This window comes from Fulverythrobacter ferritrahens (assembly GCF_020539485.1).
GTDB lineage: Bacteria > Pseudomonadota > Alphaproteobacteria > Sphingomonadales > Sphingomonadaceae > Andeanibacterium > Andeanibacterium ferritrahens.
In genome coordinates this window covers 919,591-934,323 of the sequence record NZ_JACDXU010000001.1, presented here as the reverse complement: position 1 = coordinate 934,323, position 14,733 = coordinate 919,591, and the positions used below count along the sequence as shown (strand labels likewise).

Sequence of the window (14,733 nt, the reverse complement as noted above, 5' to 3'; positions counted from 1 at the left end):
CGCCTAGCTATCCGTTTTTGAGCGTGTTTTCAGTCTTTTTGACGCGCTGCCAGAGAACCTCCTGCTCATCCAGGCTGAGTTCGTTGAATTTACCGGAGGAAAGTTCCTCCATGGCACGAAAACGCCGCTCGAACTTGTCATTGGTCGCGCGCAACGCATCCTCTGGCGCAATACCATAGGCGCGCACAAGATTAACCGCGGCGAACAGCACATCGCCAGCTTCCTCAAGCCGGGAAGCCGCGTCAGCCTCGCGCAATTCCGCCATTTCCTCGACCAGCTTGGCTTCCGGCCCGGTCACGTCCGGCCAGTCGAAACCCACCCGGGCAGCCCGTTTTTGCAGCTTCTCCGCCCGCAGCAATGCCGGCAATGCTCGCGCAACCCCGTCCATCGCACTCGTGGCGCCGGCAGCACTGCGCTCCCGCTCTTTCAGCGCTTCCCAGCCTGGCGAATGACTGTCGCCAAAGACGTGGGGGTGGCGAGCCTCCATCTTGTCGGCAATCGCGCGAGCAACGTCGCTGAAGTCGAAATGACCAGCTTCCTCGGCCATTCGCGCATGGAAGACCACCTGAAGCAGCAGATCTCCAAGTTCTCCGCGAAGATCTTCCATGTCGTTACGGTCGATGGCATCGGCCACCTCATAGGCTTCCTCAATCGTGTAAGGAGCAATCGTCCGGAAGGTCTGCGCAACATCCCATTCGCAGCCAGCGTGGGGATCGCGCAGGCGGGCCATAATGCTGAGAAGGCGGTTCAACTGTTCGGACATGGCTAGCTCACGAAGAATGATAATAAGTATTATGTTAAATATTGGACAAGGGGTATTCCGAAGGCAGGCCTGCTGTGGCGCTCAGCAACGGCATATTCAAACGCCCATCCATCTGATTATCAGGGTCATCGACGTGAAGATCGTAGCCCACATCAGTGCCATGACCAGACTTTTACGCCATCTCAAACGCATTCCGGAATAAGCGCTCACGGCAAGTATCAGCCATCCCAGCAACGCGACGACCGATACCCAACTGCCGTACATCGAAAGCTCCTATGGCTCCACCACCATGCCGTCATAGCCGACGAACACACCCTTGGGCACCTCATCCTGGATCGTCTGATAATCCATGCTCTTGTCGAGATGTGTCAGCACGGTCTTGCCCGCGCGGCAGGCGTCTCCAAGTTCGATCGCCATCGCCAAATGGGCATGCGTTGGATGCGGTTCGCGCCTCAGGCAATCAGTCACCAGAATGTCAACGCCATGGAAAAGGCGGACCATTTCGGCGGTAATGGCGCTATAATCAGTAGCATAGGCAATAGATTTGCCATCGCACTCGAAGCGGTAACCAGTGGATTCTGTCGGTCCATGAGGCATCTGGCACCAGCTGACGCCAAATCCGGCATGGCATCTCAGACGGTCGAGCGTCTCCAGTTCGACGATCGTGGGATAACCGTACTGACCTGCAAAGACATAGCTGAAACGCTGCCTGAGCCGATGAACCGTTTCCGTGGATCCAAACCCCGGCAAAGGCGCTGCGCGGCCATAGCGCATCACCCGCAGGTCATCTATCCCGTGGCAATGATCGGCATGATCATGTGTCCAGAAGATTCCGTCGACCCGCTCGATATCATTGGCCAGCAATTGCTGGCGAAGGTCCGTGGATGTATCTACCAGCAGACGATTGCCTTGTTCGCTTTCAACGAGGATCGATACGCGGGTCCGACGGTTGCGGGGCTCGTCGGGGTCGCAATTTCCCCAATCATTTCCAATTCGGGGAACGCCCGTGGATGTTCCCGACCCGAGAATGAGAACTTTCACGCCACCGCCTTTCGGAACAAAGCGTGAAAGTTTCGGGTGGTATATTCGGCCAGCACGCCAAGCGTTTCCCCTCGCAACTCAGCCACAAAGGCAGCCGTGGCCGCCACGAAGGCGGGCTCGCAGGGTTTCCCGCGATGCGGAACAGGAGCGAGGAATGGACTGTCCGTTTCCACAAGAAGCCGGTCTCGTGGAATCCACGATGCGACTTCCTGAAGATCCTTGGCGTTTTTGAAGGTCACAATTCCTGAAATTGAAATCGTCAGCCCGAGATCGAGCATGAGGCGCGCGAAATCGGCCGAAGCGGTGAAACAGTGGATCAGAGCGGGGAAAGCCCCCTTCTCCATTTCCTCGCGAAGGATCGCTGCCGTATCTTCTTCAGCGTCCCGAGTGTGCACGATGAGAGGCAGGCCGGTTTGACGCGCCACGTCGATATGCGTGCGGAACAATGCCTGCTGTACCTGCCGATCGGATTTGTCGTAATAATAATCGAGCCCGGTCTCACCGATCCCGATCACCTTGGGATGCTGCGCCGCCTCCAGCAAGGCGGCTGCGCCAAGATCGGCGTGACCATCCGCCTCATGGGGGTGGATGCCCACGCTGGCCCACACATCCGCCTCGCGCGCAGCGGTGTTCACAACCCGCTCCCACTCGCTCTTGCGGGTGGAAATATTGAGGAAGCCATGCACACCAGCCTGACGCGCCCGATCGAGCACGCCCTGCTGATCCTCCACCAACCCCTTATACTCCAGGTGGCAGTGGCTATCGACAAGCATCAGGCGCCCTCCTTCACCGGCATTTCAAGCCGGGGAAAGACCGGTGTGGGAGCATCGACCTTGATGGCACCTAGTGCGTTATCGTGAGCCAGAGCCGCAAAGCTGCGCGCATCGCCCGGAATGCACAAGGCATCGAGGATCTTGGCGGAAGCAGTTGGCGTTACAGGAGAAATTGCCACAGCAAGATCCCGGATACAGCCGCAGAGCGTTGCGAGAACTCGCTCCATCCGCTCCGGATCGGTCTTGCGAAGAGCCCAAGGCGCCTGTTCGTCAACATAGGCATTGCAGGCATAGACAGCTTGCATCCAGGCTTCGAGGCCAGCGGTAAAGGCGAGCTTGCCAAAGGCTTCCGGCAGTTCCGCAGCGCAGGCCGCATTCACCTTTGCGCGCAACTCCGTATCCGCTTCAAGCACGGGAGCGCTGGCTGTAAAACCCTCACTGCAGTTCTTGGCAATGAAGCTCATCACTCGCTGGGCAAGATTGCCGAAGCTGTTTGCCAGTTCGGCATTTGCCCGAGTTACAATGGCTTCAGTGGAATAGCTGCCATCCTGCCCGAAGGTAACTTCACGCAGCAGGAAGTAGCGCAGAATGTCCACGCCATATCGTTCGGCCAGTTGCATCGGATCGGTGACATTGCCGAGCGATTTCGATTCCTTCTGGCCGCGATTGAGCAGGAAGCCGTGGGCAAAAATCTGCTTCGGTACGGCGATTCCCGCGCTCATCAGGAAGGCAGGCCAGTAAACCGCATGGAAGCGAACGATGTCCTTGCCGATCAGATGGACATTCGCCGGCCAGAACTTGCGGAATTCCTCCGTATCCTCGGGATAGCCGACGCCGGTGATGTAATTGGTGAGGGCATCGACCCACACATACATCACATGGTCATCATGGCCCGGAACCTTCACGCCCCAATCGAAGCTGGTGCGGCTGACCGAAAGATCGCGCAGGCCCCCTTCGACAAAACGCAGCACTTCGTTGCGGCGGCTGTCGGGCTGAATGAACTCCGGATGCTCGGCGTAAAGCGCCAGCAACGGTTTCTGATACCTTGAAAGCCTGAAGAACCAGCTTTCCTCCACCGTCCATTCTACAGGCGTGCCTTGAGGGGAGAGCTTTTCGCCCCCTTCCCCTTCCAGGAGCTCGCTCTCGTCATAATAGGCTTCGTCGCGAACCGAATACCAGCCTTCATAGCGATCCAGATAGAGGTCGTCATTGGCTTCCATCGCCTGCCAGATCGCCTGGCTGGCGCGATGATGCGCATCTTCCGTCGTGCGAATGAAGCGATCGTAGGACACGTTAAGCCCATCGCACATCGCACGGAACAGCGCGGACATATCGCTCGCCAGTTCGAGAGGTGTCTTGCCGAGATCACGCGCCTTCTGCGCCATCTTGAGGCCGTGCTCATCCGTTCCCGTCTGGAAACGCACTTCGCGGCCCATCAAACGCTGGAAGCGGGCGGCAACGTCGGCCGCAATCGCTTCATAGGCATGGCCGATATGCGGCGGGCCGTTGGGATAGGAAATGGCGGTAGTGATGTAATAGGGTTCAACCATGGGCCGGTTCCCTAGGCTGTGCTGCACTTGCGAGCAAGCTGCCGATTTCCATGACCAGCAAGGCTGGATCGAAATTATAGGTCGGGGCCTGGGCGGCAAGCCTGTTGATGTCACCATGGGCACTGACGATAGCCGGAATACGCGCGAGCGATGCCCTACGCATCTCCTGCGCAATTACCGCGCGGGCCAGCTCGATAGCGGCCAACTGCCGTTCACGCGCCGGGCGTTGGCCGATGGCATTGGCAAGTTCGCCGCGCAGGACGAAGCTTTCATCCCCTTCGGCCAATATTCGCTGCATCAGAAGATGAAGCGGAGCAAGGTCATGGGAGAGGAATTCCAGCGCCGCCCCCGGAGAGCCGCCGGCTGCGCTCGCAGCCAATGCCCGTTCGGCGGGATCAGCTGTCGGCGCTTCTCTGGCGAGATATGCCTCCACCTCATCCGCACGGGCTTCGCCAAAACGCAAGACGCGGCAGCGGGAACGAATGGTGGGAAGTAGACGCCCCGGCCGGTGCGTAACGAGCAGGAAGAACGTGCCCTGGGGCGGCTCTTCCAGGCTTTTGAGCAGCGCGTTGGCTCCGCCTTTCTCCAGATCGTCAGCCGGGGAAATTATCACGGCGCGGCGATTGCCCAAAGTAGGCCGTGTGACCAGGCGGTGCTGCATTTCGCGAATCTGGTCGATCGAAATGTTTCTCTTGGGCTGCCATTCCTTGCCCTCTGCCTTTTTCTTCTCCTCTTCCGCATTGGCGGGAAGATGTTCGAGCAGAAGGATATCGGGATGGTCGCCCTTCGGTTGAGGAAAACCATCCTCGGCTACCAGTTCCCGGGCGGCAGCAAGGGCGAAATCCAGTTTGCCGATGCCGCGCTTGCCAGCCAGCATCCAGGCATGATGCATGCGCGGCCCGGAGAGCGCGGCGTGCCAGGCCCGCCAGGGTTCGTCATGCCCTGAATGCCTCATGTGGCAGGCTCCAGCAGGGGACGCAGGGCGGCCATGATGCGGGCGTGAATTTCGAGAGGCGCCCCCTCCCCGTCGATCCTGGCGAACCGCGCGGGCTCTATTTCCGCGATCCGGGTGAATGCGGCGGCAACGCGCGCGTGATAGGCTGCATCGCGCCCTCCGATTGCGTCGGCCCCATCGGTGTCTCGCGCAGCGAGCCGTCCCTCGGTCAGCCGGGGCGGCACCTCCACCAGCAGCGTGAGATCCGGGAGCAGTCCTTCGCTGCCAATGCGGTGGAGCGTCAGAATATCGTCTTCGGAAAGCCCCCCGCCCCCGCCCTGATAGGCCCGGGTGGAATCGATGAACCTGTCGCAGATTACCCAGCTCCCCCTCTCCAAGGCGGGCCGGATGAGCTTCTCCACATGATCGGAACGGGCTGCGGCGAAAAGCAGCGCTTCGGCGCGCAGGTTCCATCCCTCGCCCGGAGGATCGAGCAATAACGCCCGGATCGCTTCAGCACCCGGAGTTCCGCCCGGCTCTCGCGTCAGGACAGCCGAAAGGCCCAATTCCGTCAGCGCATTCACAAGCAGGCGGGACTGAGTGGACTTGCCCACCCCTTCCCCGCCTTCCAATGCGATGAATCGTCCTTTGCTCACGAAAGCCAGCCTAGCACGGCATTGATCATGCGCTCCAACGGATTGGCCTTGTCGACCGCCGATGCAGCTTCCAACGGAACGCGATAGGGGCTCATGCCGTCGATCCTTACTTCCAGTTCCGCCACTTCCTGCCCAGCGGCAATAGGTGCGGCGATAGGCCCGCGATAATGAAGCGACATGGTGATGCGCGGCTTGAGGCCCGGCGGAATATCCGCGAGCACAGGCCTCGCCGTGCGCAAGGCAACGGTAGAGGCTGACCCGTCCTGCACTTGCGCGGTTCCTATGGTCGATCCTGCCTGAAATATCTGGTGGGGAACGAATGCGGCAAAGCCCCATTCGATGTAGTCACGCGCAATACGGGCCCGCTCCGGCCCGCTCTCCGTGCCCGCCAGCACGATCACCAGCCTGCGGCCTTCGCGCTGGGCACTGCCGAGGAAGTTGTAGCCTGCCTCTCGCGTGAAACCCGTCTTGATCCCGTCCGCCCCGGGGACCTTGCCCAGCATGGGATCGTGATTGGCCTGGGTAATGCCGTTGAAGCTGTAACCTCTCTTGCCGATATAGCGCGCGTAGAGCTGCGGGTGCCGGTCAATCAGTGCCTTTGCGAGCAGAGCGAGATCATGCGCGGTTACGAAGGTTCGGCCTTCATCCGGCCAGCCATTGGGCGTCCCGAAATGGCTGTCATACATGCCCAGCCTGGACGCAGTGCGATTCATCAGCGTCACCCAATTATCGAGTGATCCCGCAGCACCCTGCGCAAGCAGCGCAGCCCCGTCATTTGCAGAAACCGTGGTGATGCCGTGGATCAGCGTATCCACGGTAACTGTATCCCCTTCCTTGAGGAACAGCGACGAACCTGTCCCTCGCCAGTCCTTTGCGAGATCTGGCCCGAAGGTGAATGTCTGATCCGGCTTCAGCCGGCCATCGGCGAGCATCTCGAAGGCGAGATAGGTCGTCATCACCTTCGTGACGGAAGCCGGGAGAAAACGCCGGTCCATTTCCCGGCTGTGCAGTGTCTGGCCTGAACTGATATCTACCAGCAAGGCAATCGGCGCCTCAGCCTCAGTCGGCGGAGCCGGATCGGCATGCAAAGCGGCTGGAGTTGCCAACAATGCCGAGCCCAAACCCAGCAATCCGATCCTTCCGATACGCCTCAAGTCCGCTCCCGCCAGTCATGCGGCCGGGGCTGAAGCGCCCCTAGCCGTCTGAATAGATTCGCGCGTCGCTATAACCCGCAGCTTTCACCTTGGCGAGCGAGGCTTCCGCGGCATTGCGCGATCCGAAGGGCCCGGTGCGGACGCGGTAAAGCGAACCGGCCTTACTGATTTCACCGCCGATGGCGCCTGCCACCTTTTCAGCACGCGCCTTGCTCGAAAACGCACCGGCCTGGACGAAGAAACCCTTCTTCGCAGCGGTTGCGGCGGGTTTCTCCGCAGGCTGGACGCGCGCTGCGGTTACTGGAGCCTGCGCCACCGGAACAGGTGCGGCCTGCTTGGCCGGAGGCGGCGGAGAAGCTGGCTTCCGAGGAGGCGAAACGGGCGCTGGCGCGGCAGTGGCAAGCTCTGGTTCCAGCGCAGGAGACGGCAAGGACGGAGGTGCAGATGGCGCTTCCGGCTGCTCTCCTCCGGCAACACTTTGAGGCAGGGCTATCGAGGTTTCGGGCCCGCTGCCGGGCAGTTTGAGCCGCAGGACATTCACCAGCGACATCGGCGTGTCCATCCGGTCCGGCGCGCGATTGCCGGCACGCAATGCAGCCCGTTCCGGCTCCTGCGGATTTACACGGCGCACGCGAACCGGAGTGGCGCGTGATATTCCAAGCTGTTCAGCCGCTCCTGGAGAAAGCGCAACGACGTCGTGGCTCTCCAGCGGGCCGCGCCGCTCGATCCGCACCAGAATGGTCTTTCCGGTCTCCAGCGAGGTGACCTCGACATAGCTGGGCAGCGGCAATGTGTGGCTGGAGCCAGAAATCGTAGGGCCGCCTGCATTTTCCAGCGAAGCGTATCCAACCTCGTCATAATTCCAGACATCGGTTGGCGTGTAGGTTACACCGTCCACCGTATAGGGCAGGCCAATCGTAACGGGGTAATCTGCAGCAGGGCCGTTCACGGCTGAGGACGGAGAAAGCCTGGGCCCCGCTCCCGCGCCAGATGCAGCACACCCCGCGAGCACGGCAATCGCCGCCAGCGCGGCAAAGCCGGTGGCAATGGTCAGTTGGTTATTTGGCAATCTCATCAGCAAGCAGCCCGACACTCATAGCGTAGTAGTTCGAGCAGTTATATTCGAGGATGACCCTATAATTACCGGTTAAGAGCCAGGATTTCGTTCCGGGCCCGTCAGGCTGGAAAACACTGGCCATCACATCATCCCCAATCGGGGCGAGCGGCGTGACGCCGAGTTGCTTCCATTCCCGCACCTTTTTCCACTGGCTGTGGCGTTCATGGACGCGCGGGCAGACGGGGGAGAGGATCTTGCCCTTATGGGCATCGACATTGAAACCGGCGGGCAATTGCGCCGCGACGCCCCAAGGTTCGCCCGTGCGCCATCCGGCATCGCGGAAATAATTGGCGATCGAATGGAGCGTATCCGCCCGGCTGTTCCAGATATCCTTGCGCCCGTCACCATCGCCATCGACCGCAAGGCGGAGATAAACGCTTGGCAGGAACTGAGGATTGCCGAAGGCGCCGGCCCAGCTGCCTTTCAACGTATCGCGCGAAAAGCCGGTATCCGCGATTTTCAGAAGATCGATGAATTCGGCCGCGAACAATTCCCGGCGGCGCCCTTCCCATGCGAGGGTGGCGAGCGAACGGGCGAGATCGAAATCGCCTTTATAGCTGCCATAATTCGTTTCATGCCCCCAGATCGCGATCACTATCGGCGCGGGAACGCCATATGCGCGCTCCACTTGCCCGACTGTATCAGCCGCAGCTTCGTAAACCCGCCTTCCGCCAGCGATCCGGTTCCGGTCGACATGAGTGGCGATATAGGGTGCGAGAGGCGAGAAACCACTTCCGGGCGGGCCGGCAGGCTGCGCCCGATCCAGCGAAACGACACGGCTGTTAGGCGTAAGCCCCACAGTCATCGCGGAAATCGTGCCCTCGCTAACCCCTTCGGCACGGGCACGCGCCGCAAGGACCTGAAGATAGGAAGAGAAGGGCAATCCACCCTCCCCGTCCAGCGATTCGCCACCTGCATATGCAGCAGGCAGAGGCTGGACGACCTCCTGCGCGGAAGCGCCCGAGATGGACGCGGAAAGGCCGATAAAAGACGACAGGGCAAGAATATGGCTTCGCAGGCTCATATCCTTACCCTGTCACAAAGAGCTTCCCCTTAGAAGCCCCGGCGATGCGGAGCGTGGGGAAATTCAGGCAGGCTCAACGCCCCACCTCAGTTGCCAGCGGCGCCGACCTGCGGATTGTTCCAGTCAATCGGCTTGAAACCGCAATTCACTTCCGTTCCGCAATTGGTGACGGTGTGGACATAACGAATCTTGCCGTTCTCGATACGGAACAGGTGGCTGTCAGGGCGTGCTTTTTCGCCGAATTTGAGGAAGACGCTGACGGCGCCCAGCGCCTCGTCCACGACATATTCGCGTGAGGCCAGCTTCACGCCCGAAGGCACGCCGACGTTACAGCTGTCATCAGGCTGGCCGCGGCCGGTGTAGAGCCCGCCTTCAAGGCGCGCGCACGGCGTGCCCCAGGGAACCTGGACGTTTTTGTCATTGAACAGATCGAGATAGGCATTGGCTGCCGCGATCAGTTCCTGCCGGGTGTTGCGTTGCCCTTCCGGAATGACGGACCAGTTTTCAGCCGAGGCATATTTCAGCGTGTTGGCCGCGTTGAATAGCCAGTCGCCTTCATCCGTCGCGATATTGTTGATGGTGCCGACACCGCCCTGCCAACCACGATTGATCTGCGTGGCCATGACATAGGGATGTTCCGGATCAGTCATCACGGTTTCGATGAAGACCTTGCACACCGTGGTATCGAGAATCTTAACCGACCAATCGACCTTGCGGGGCTTGGTGAACAGGGCGGAAAGCGTGCCCAGCTTGAAGTTTTCGCGATAATCCACCCATTCGCCCATTTCCATTTCGAAAGGGCTGCCCTTTTCCAGAGCATTGACCCAGCTCTGGGCGGTTTCATCCAGCTGTTCGCGGGTGCATGCGGACTGCGCCATGGCGGGGGTTGCCATCGTCAGGCCGGAAACGGCTGTGATTGCTGTGAAAAATAGGCGTTTCATCCCAGTCTCTCCAATCGGTCCGCTATGGGTCTTTCAACACCGGCGCGGATCTTGAAATTGTCTCCCGAACGGCGCCTATGCGCTCGTTGATTTTGCCTAATGCCATCCGGCCCCGGAGTCACGGGGGCAAGATGAGGAAATCGTTCTTCTTTGCGGAGGCCGGGAAACTTGCCGCAAGCACAATTGCCCGGTGACAAGCTCGCCAAAGCTCGCTAGCCGCCAACCGGACGGAAGAGTGGCCGAGCGGTTGAAGGCACCGGTCTTGAAAACCGGCAAGGGTGCAAGCCCTTCGTGGGTTCGAATCCCACCTCTTCCGCCACAAGGCTAGACCCCCGGCGGGATTTTCGCCCGCATCAGGTCGCGCCGGTCAAACCGTTCCCCATCGGCTATGAACGTGCCATCGCCCACGGCATGGAGCATACGCTTGTCCTGCCTCGCGGGATCGTGCCAGGCGGCAACCCCATCCAGAATCACGATGCCATGAGGCTCGATGATCTCCACCACCCGGCATTCGATATTGGCGAGGCACTGGCCGATCAGCGGCGCTTTCACCTTACTTGCGGAAAGACGGGTCAGGCCGAAGCGCGCGAATTTGTCCGTATCGCTGCCGGAACACATGCCGATGCCAACGGCGATGTCGATCACATCCGCCGTCGGAATAGCGAGCACGCATTCGCCCGTATCGCGCAGCGCCGCCCAGGAATGGTTCCAAGGGCCAGTAGTGATGGCGAAGCGGGGTGAGAAATCCATCACCATCGTCCAGGTGATGGTCATCACATTATCCCGCTCGCCATCGCGGGTAGTTACCAGAACCACCGGCCCGGGCTCGATCAGCATGAATGCCTTGCTGAGCGGGAGTGGCTCCATCGCCCGGATCAGATATGCAGCGCCCTGCCATAAGCGGCCAGCACGCTTTCATGCATGGATTCGCTGATGGTGGGATGCGGGAAGATCGTGTTCATCAGCTCGGCCTCAGTGGTTTCAAGCGTCTTGCCCACGACATAGCCCTGGATCATCTCGGTCACTTCCGCCCCAACCATATGGGCGCCGAGCAATTCTCCGGTCTTGGCGTCGAACACCGTCTTCACGAAGCCTTCCGGCTCGCCCAGCGCGATGGCCTTGCCGTTGCCGATGAAGGGGAACATGCCGACCTTGACCGTGTAACCCACTTCCTTGGCCTTCGCCTCGGTCATGCCGACGCTGGCGATCTGCGGGTGGCAATAGGTGCAGCCGGGAATGTTGTTGCGGTCCAGCGCGTGCGGATGGACATCCTTGTTGCCCAGTTCCTGCGCGATGGCTTCGGCGGCAGTCACGCCCTCATGGCTTGCCTTGTGCGCCAGCCACGGGCCGGGCACGCAATCGCCGATGGCCCACAGGCCCTTCACGCCAGTCCGGCCATAGGGATCGATCTGAATGAAGCCGCGATCCAGCTTCACACCCAGCTTGTCGAGCCCGATATTCTCGGTGTTGGGCTGGATGCCGATGGCGACGATCACATGGCTGAACTGCCCTTCCGTCACCTTGCCGTCCTTGCCCTTGATCTTGGCCGAGACGCCCTTGTCGGAAACCTTGAGTTCTTCCAGCGCAGCGCCGGTCAGGATATTCATGCCCTGCTTGGTCAGCGCCTTTTGCAGGAAGGCAGAGACATCCGCATCTTCCACCGGCACGACCCGGTCGAGCATTTCGACCACCGTCACATCCACGCCCATGTCATTATAGAAGCTGGCGAATTCGATGCCGATCGCGCCGCTGCCAATCACCAGCAGCTTGCTGGGCATTTCAGGCGGGGTCATGGCGTGGCGATAGGTCCACACGCGCTTGCCGTTAGCCGGGGCGAAAGGCAGGTCGCGCGCGCGCGCGCCGGTGGCGACGATGATGTGCTTGGCGGTGAGCGTTTCGGTGCCCTTCTCGCCCGCCACTTCCAGCGTGTTCGGCCCCTTGAGCGTGCCCGTGCCCATATGCACGGCGATCTTGTTCTTCTTCATCAGGTGCGTGACGCCCTGATTGAGTTGCTTGGCCACGCCGCGCGAACGCTTCACGATGGCTTCCAGATCGGCGGTGATTTCCTTCGCAGCCAGCCCGTAATCCTTGGCGTGTTGCATGTAGTGATAGATTTCAGCCGAACGCAGCAGGGCCTTGGTGGGGATGCAGCCCCAGTTGAGGCAGATGCCGCCCAGCAATTCACGTTCCACGATGGCCGTCTTCAGGCCAAGCTGGGCGCAGCGGATCGCTGCGACATAGCCGCCGGGGCCGGAACCGAGAACGATGACGTCGTAGGCTTCTGCCACTTCGAATTACTCCTGAGCGTCTACTGGGCGCGGGTGCCCATTGTCGTCGACTGCGACGAAGGTGAACTTCGCCTGCGTTACCTTTGCCGCCTCTTCCAGATGGCGCGGACGGCGCCAGGCTTCGACGGCGATGACCATGCTGGTGCGGCCGACCTTTTCGATCGTGCCATAGACCGAAACCTCGTCCCCCACCTTCACCGGTTCGTGGAACTGCATCCCGTCAATGGCCACGGTGACGGCCCTGCCCTTGGCACGGCGCGCGGCCATCAGCCCGGCGCCATTGTCCATAATGCTGACCAGCCAGCCGCCGAATATGTCGCCATAGGCATTGGCATCGGCGGGCATGGCCGTGACCCGGATGGCGGGATCGCGCTTCTCAGTCACTCAATGCCTCGCCGAAATTGACGCAGATGGGGCTGCGAAACACGCAAGCTCTTCCATTTTTTCACTGCTCTCCCAATCACTTGCCTGAAAAGCCATGTGACTTTCCAAGATCGTGCCCCTGGCCCGATCCGAAGAGGAAAACTGCGAATTCATGGTGAGGAACTTATCCTCCCGGTGCGTGTGTACGAAAGCCTCAGGCGATGAGGCCCAGCGGCTTCTCTATCAGTTCCTTGAATACCTGCATCAGCTGCGCGCCATCCGCGCCGTCTATGGCCCGATGGTCGAAGCTGCCGGTCGCGCTCATCACCGTGGCGACGCCCAGCGCGCCATCGACGATATAGGGACGCTTCTCGCCCGAACCGATGGCCATGATCATCGCCTGCGGCGGATTGATCACTGCCTCAAACTGCTTGATGCCGAACATGCCCATGTTGGAAAGGCTGGCGGTGCCGCCCTGATATTCGCTGGGCGCCAACTTGCCTTCGCGGGCACGGGCGGCGAGATCCTTCATCTCGTTGGAGATCTGGGAAATCGACTTGCTGCCGGCATCCGCGATGATCGGGGTGATAAGCCCACCGGGGATGGAGACTGCCACCGAAATATCGGCGCGCTTGAACTTGATCAGTTCGTCACCTGCGAACTGCACATTGCACACCGGCACGCGCAGCAGGGCCTTGGCGAGAGCCTTGATCAGCAGATCGTTGACCGACAGCTTCACGCCTTCGCCTTCCAGCGCCGCGTTCAGCTCGCCGCGCAGCTTGAGGAGCGCATCGAGCTGGATGTCCACCGTGAGGTAGATATGCGGAATCTGCTGCTTGGACTCGGTCAGGCGGCGCGCAATGGTCTTGCGCATGCCGGAGAGCTTTTCGACTTCGTGCGGAATGCCGAAATCCTGCGCCTGAACCGGCGCAGCGGCGGGGGCGGAAGTTGCCACAGGCGCCGGAGCGGTTGCACCGGGCTTCGCGCCTTCCACGTCTGCCTTCACGATGCGACCATGCGGGCCCGTACCCTTCACCGCCTTCAGATCGACGCCCTTGTCGGCCGCGATACGCTTGGCCAGCGGGGATGCGATCACTCGCTCACCCGCGTTAGCAGCAGGGGCCGGAGCAGTGGCTGCCGGGGCGGGAGCCGGGGGCGGCGCAACAACCGGTGCGGGTGCGCTTTCGGCCTTGGGAGCAGGAGCGACAGCAGGCGCCGCAGCGCCGCCAGCGGGCTTCACGCTCGCCACATCTTCGCCTTCTTCAGCCAGGGTGGCGATCACGGTACCGACCTTCACACCCTCGGTGCCTTCGGCGATCGCGATGTCGGCAATGGTGCCTTCATCCACCGCTTCGAATTCCATCGTGGCCTTGTCGGTCTCGATCTCGGCCATGATGTCACCGGCCGACACCTTGTCTCCAACCTTGACCAGCCAGCGGGCCAGAGTGCCCTCCTCCATGGTGGGGGACAAAGCGGGCATCTTGATCGCAATGGACATGGCGGAAAGATTTCGTCCTTCTGGTGTTTGACGGGTGGTTCTCTGGCCAATTTGGCGCGCGGGGGCAAGGGCTCACTAGCGCAAAATCAGCATCCGTCTTGCCTGACAGCGCCTTTAAGCGGATAGGGTTCCGCAGGGAGAGCAGAAAATGCGCGTCTATCTGGTGATCATGGACGAAACGGAAGAGGCGCGGGTTGCCTTGCGTTTTGCCTCCCGCCGTGCAGCCAAGACCGATGGCGGGGTGCATATCCTCGCCCTCGTCCCTCCGCAGGATTTCGTGGCTTTCGGCGGCGTCCAGGCCACTATCGAACAGGAAGCGCGCGACCGGGCAGAGATGCTGGCCGCCAGTGCGGCAGGCAGCCTGCTGACCGAAAGCGGGAAGATGCCCACTATCGCCGTTCGCCAGGGCGAAGGGGTGAAGGTCATCCGCCAATATCTGCTCGAACACCCGGAGGTCGCCGCGCTGGTGCTGGGCTCCGCGCGCGAGGGTAATCCGGGCCCACTGGTGACGCATTTCAGCCAGGCGTCGGGAGGGCTCTCCTGCCCCGTATTCCTTGTGCCGGGGGCCCTGACCGATGAGGATATCGATCGGCTGAGTTGAGCGGGTTCAACCCAGTCAACCACATCCGTT

15 protein-coding genes and 1 tRNA gene are annotated in these 14,733 nt (G+C 60.9%); 2 read left to right on the top strand and 14 right to left on the bottom strand.

Annotated elements, in window-relative coordinates:
- Positions 1 to 7 precede the first annotated feature (7 nt).
- The 10 genes from mazG to H0274_RS04520 form a co-directional block, all read right to left on the bottom strand.
- Positions 8 to 763, bottom strand: a complete 756-nt coding sequence (gene mazG / locus H0274_RS04565) for a nucleoside triphosphate pyrophosphohydrolase (RefSeq protein ID WP_226793314.1) — start codon at positions 761 to 763, stop codon at positions 8 to 10.
- A 273-nt stretch (positions 764 to 1,036) separates the two neighbouring features.
- Positions 1,037 to 1,804 carry an MBL fold metallo-hydrolase gene (locus tag H0274_RS04560; RefSeq protein WP_226793310.1) on the bottom strand — a complete coding sequence of 256 codons (768 nt, stop codon included), beginning with the start codon at positions 1,802 to 1,804 and terminating at the stop codon, positions 1,037 to 1,039.
- On the bottom strand, positions 1,801 to 2,577 hold the full coding sequence (locus tag H0274_RS04555) for a TatD family hydrolase (RefSeq protein WP_226793307.1): 777 nt from the start codon (positions 2,575 to 2,577) through the stop codon (positions 1,801 to 1,803). The genes H0274_RS04560 and H0274_RS04555 overlap by 4 nt, the downstream gene beginning before the upstream one ends.
- The gene (metG, locus tag H0274_RS04550) at positions 2,577 to 4,127 is read right to left on the bottom strand and encodes a methionine--tRNA ligase (RefSeq protein ID WP_226793304.1); all 1,551 of its coding nucleotides are present in this window, start codon (positions 4,125 to 4,127) and stop codon (positions 2,577 to 2,579) included. Before metG ends, H0274_RS04555 begins: the two co-directional genes overlap by 1 nt.
- On the bottom strand, positions 4,120 to 5,082 hold the full coding sequence (locus tag H0274_RS04545) for a DNA polymerase III subunit delta' (protein WP_226793301.1): 963 nt from the start codon (positions 5,080 to 5,082) through the stop codon (positions 4,120 to 4,122). The genes metG and H0274_RS04545 overlap by 8 nt, the downstream gene beginning before the upstream one ends.
- On the bottom strand, positions 5,079 to 5,717 hold the full coding sequence (tmk, locus tag H0274_RS04540) for a dTMP kinase (RefSeq protein WP_226793297.1): 639 nt from the start codon (positions 5,715 to 5,717) through the stop codon (positions 5,079 to 5,081). Before tmk ends, H0274_RS04545 begins: the two co-directional genes overlap by 4 nt.
- A complete protein-coding gene (locus H0274_RS04535) occupies positions 5,714 to 6,823 on the bottom strand; it encodes a D-alanyl-D-alanine carboxypeptidase family protein (RefSeq protein WP_226793293.1) in 1,110 nt (369 codons plus the stop codon). Before H0274_RS04535 ends, tmk begins: the two co-directional genes overlap by 4 nt.
- 88 nt (positions 6,824 to 6,911) lie before the next feature.
- Positions 6,912 to 7,946 carry an SPOR domain-containing protein gene (locus H0274_RS04530; RefSeq protein ID WP_226793289.1) on the bottom strand — a complete coding sequence of 345 codons (1,035 nt, stop codon included), beginning with the start codon at positions 7,944 to 7,946 and terminating at the stop codon, positions 6,912 to 6,914.
- On the bottom strand, positions 7,930 to 9,012 hold the full coding sequence (locus H0274_RS04525; RefSeq protein ID WP_226793285.1) for a lytic murein transglycosylase: 1,083 nt from the start codon (positions 9,010 to 9,012) through the stop codon (positions 7,930 to 7,932). Before H0274_RS04525 ends, H0274_RS04530 begins: the two co-directional genes overlap by 17 nt.
- Before the next feature lie 86 nt (positions 9,013 to 9,098).
- On the bottom strand, positions 9,099 to 9,953 hold the full coding sequence (locus tag H0274_RS04520; protein WP_226793282.1) for a hypothetical protein: 855 nt from the start codon (positions 9,951 to 9,953) through the stop codon (positions 9,099 to 9,101).
- A 229-nt stretch (positions 9,954 to 10,182) separates the two neighbouring features.
- Between H0274_RS04520 and H0274_RS04515 the strand changes: the two genes are divergently transcribed.
- Positions 10,183 to 10,272 (top strand) — tRNA-Ser (locus tag H0274_RS04515).
- Between the two features lie 5 nt (positions 10,273 to 10,277).
- Here the strand turns inward: H0274_RS04515 and H0274_RS04510 are convergent.
- The 4 genes from H0274_RS04510 to H0274_RS04495 form a co-directional block, all read right to left on the bottom strand.
- Positions 10,278 to 10,820, bottom strand: coding sequence for a flavin reductase family protein (locus H0274_RS04510; protein WP_226793279.1), 543 nt, complete (start codon positions 10,818 to 10,820; stop codon positions 10,278 to 10,280).
- A gap of 8 nt (positions 10,821 to 10,828) precedes the next feature.
- The gene (gene lpdA, locus H0274_RS04505) at positions 10,829 to 12,241 is read right to left on the bottom strand and encodes a dihydrolipoyl dehydrogenase (protein WP_226793276.1); all 1,413 of its coding nucleotides are present in this window, start codon (positions 12,239 to 12,241) and stop codon (positions 10,829 to 10,831) included.
- 6 nt (positions 12,242 to 12,247) lie between these two features.
- Positions 12,248 to 12,586, bottom strand: coding sequence for an acyl-CoA thioesterase (locus H0274_RS04500; protein ID WP_226794436.1), 339 nt, complete (start codon positions 12,584 to 12,586; stop codon positions 12,248 to 12,250).
- A gap of 232 nt (positions 12,587 to 12,818) precedes the next feature.
- The gene (locus H0274_RS04495; protein ID WP_226793273.1) at positions 12,819 to 14,102 is read right to left on the bottom strand and encodes a pyruvate dehydrogenase complex dihydrolipoamide acetyltransferase; all 1,284 of its coding nucleotides are present in this window, start codon (positions 14,100 to 14,102) and stop codon (positions 12,819 to 12,821) included.
- Between the two features lie 148 nt (positions 14,103 to 14,250).
- On the opposite strand from H0274_RS04495, the gene H0274_RS04490 reads away from it, so the two are divergent.
- Complete coding sequence (locus H0274_RS04490; protein ID WP_226793270.1) at positions 14,251 to 14,703, top strand: universal stress protein; 453 nt, start codon at positions 14,251 to 14,253, stop codon at positions 14,701 to 14,703.
- The last annotated feature ends 30 nt before the right edge of the window (positions 14,704 to 14,733 follow it).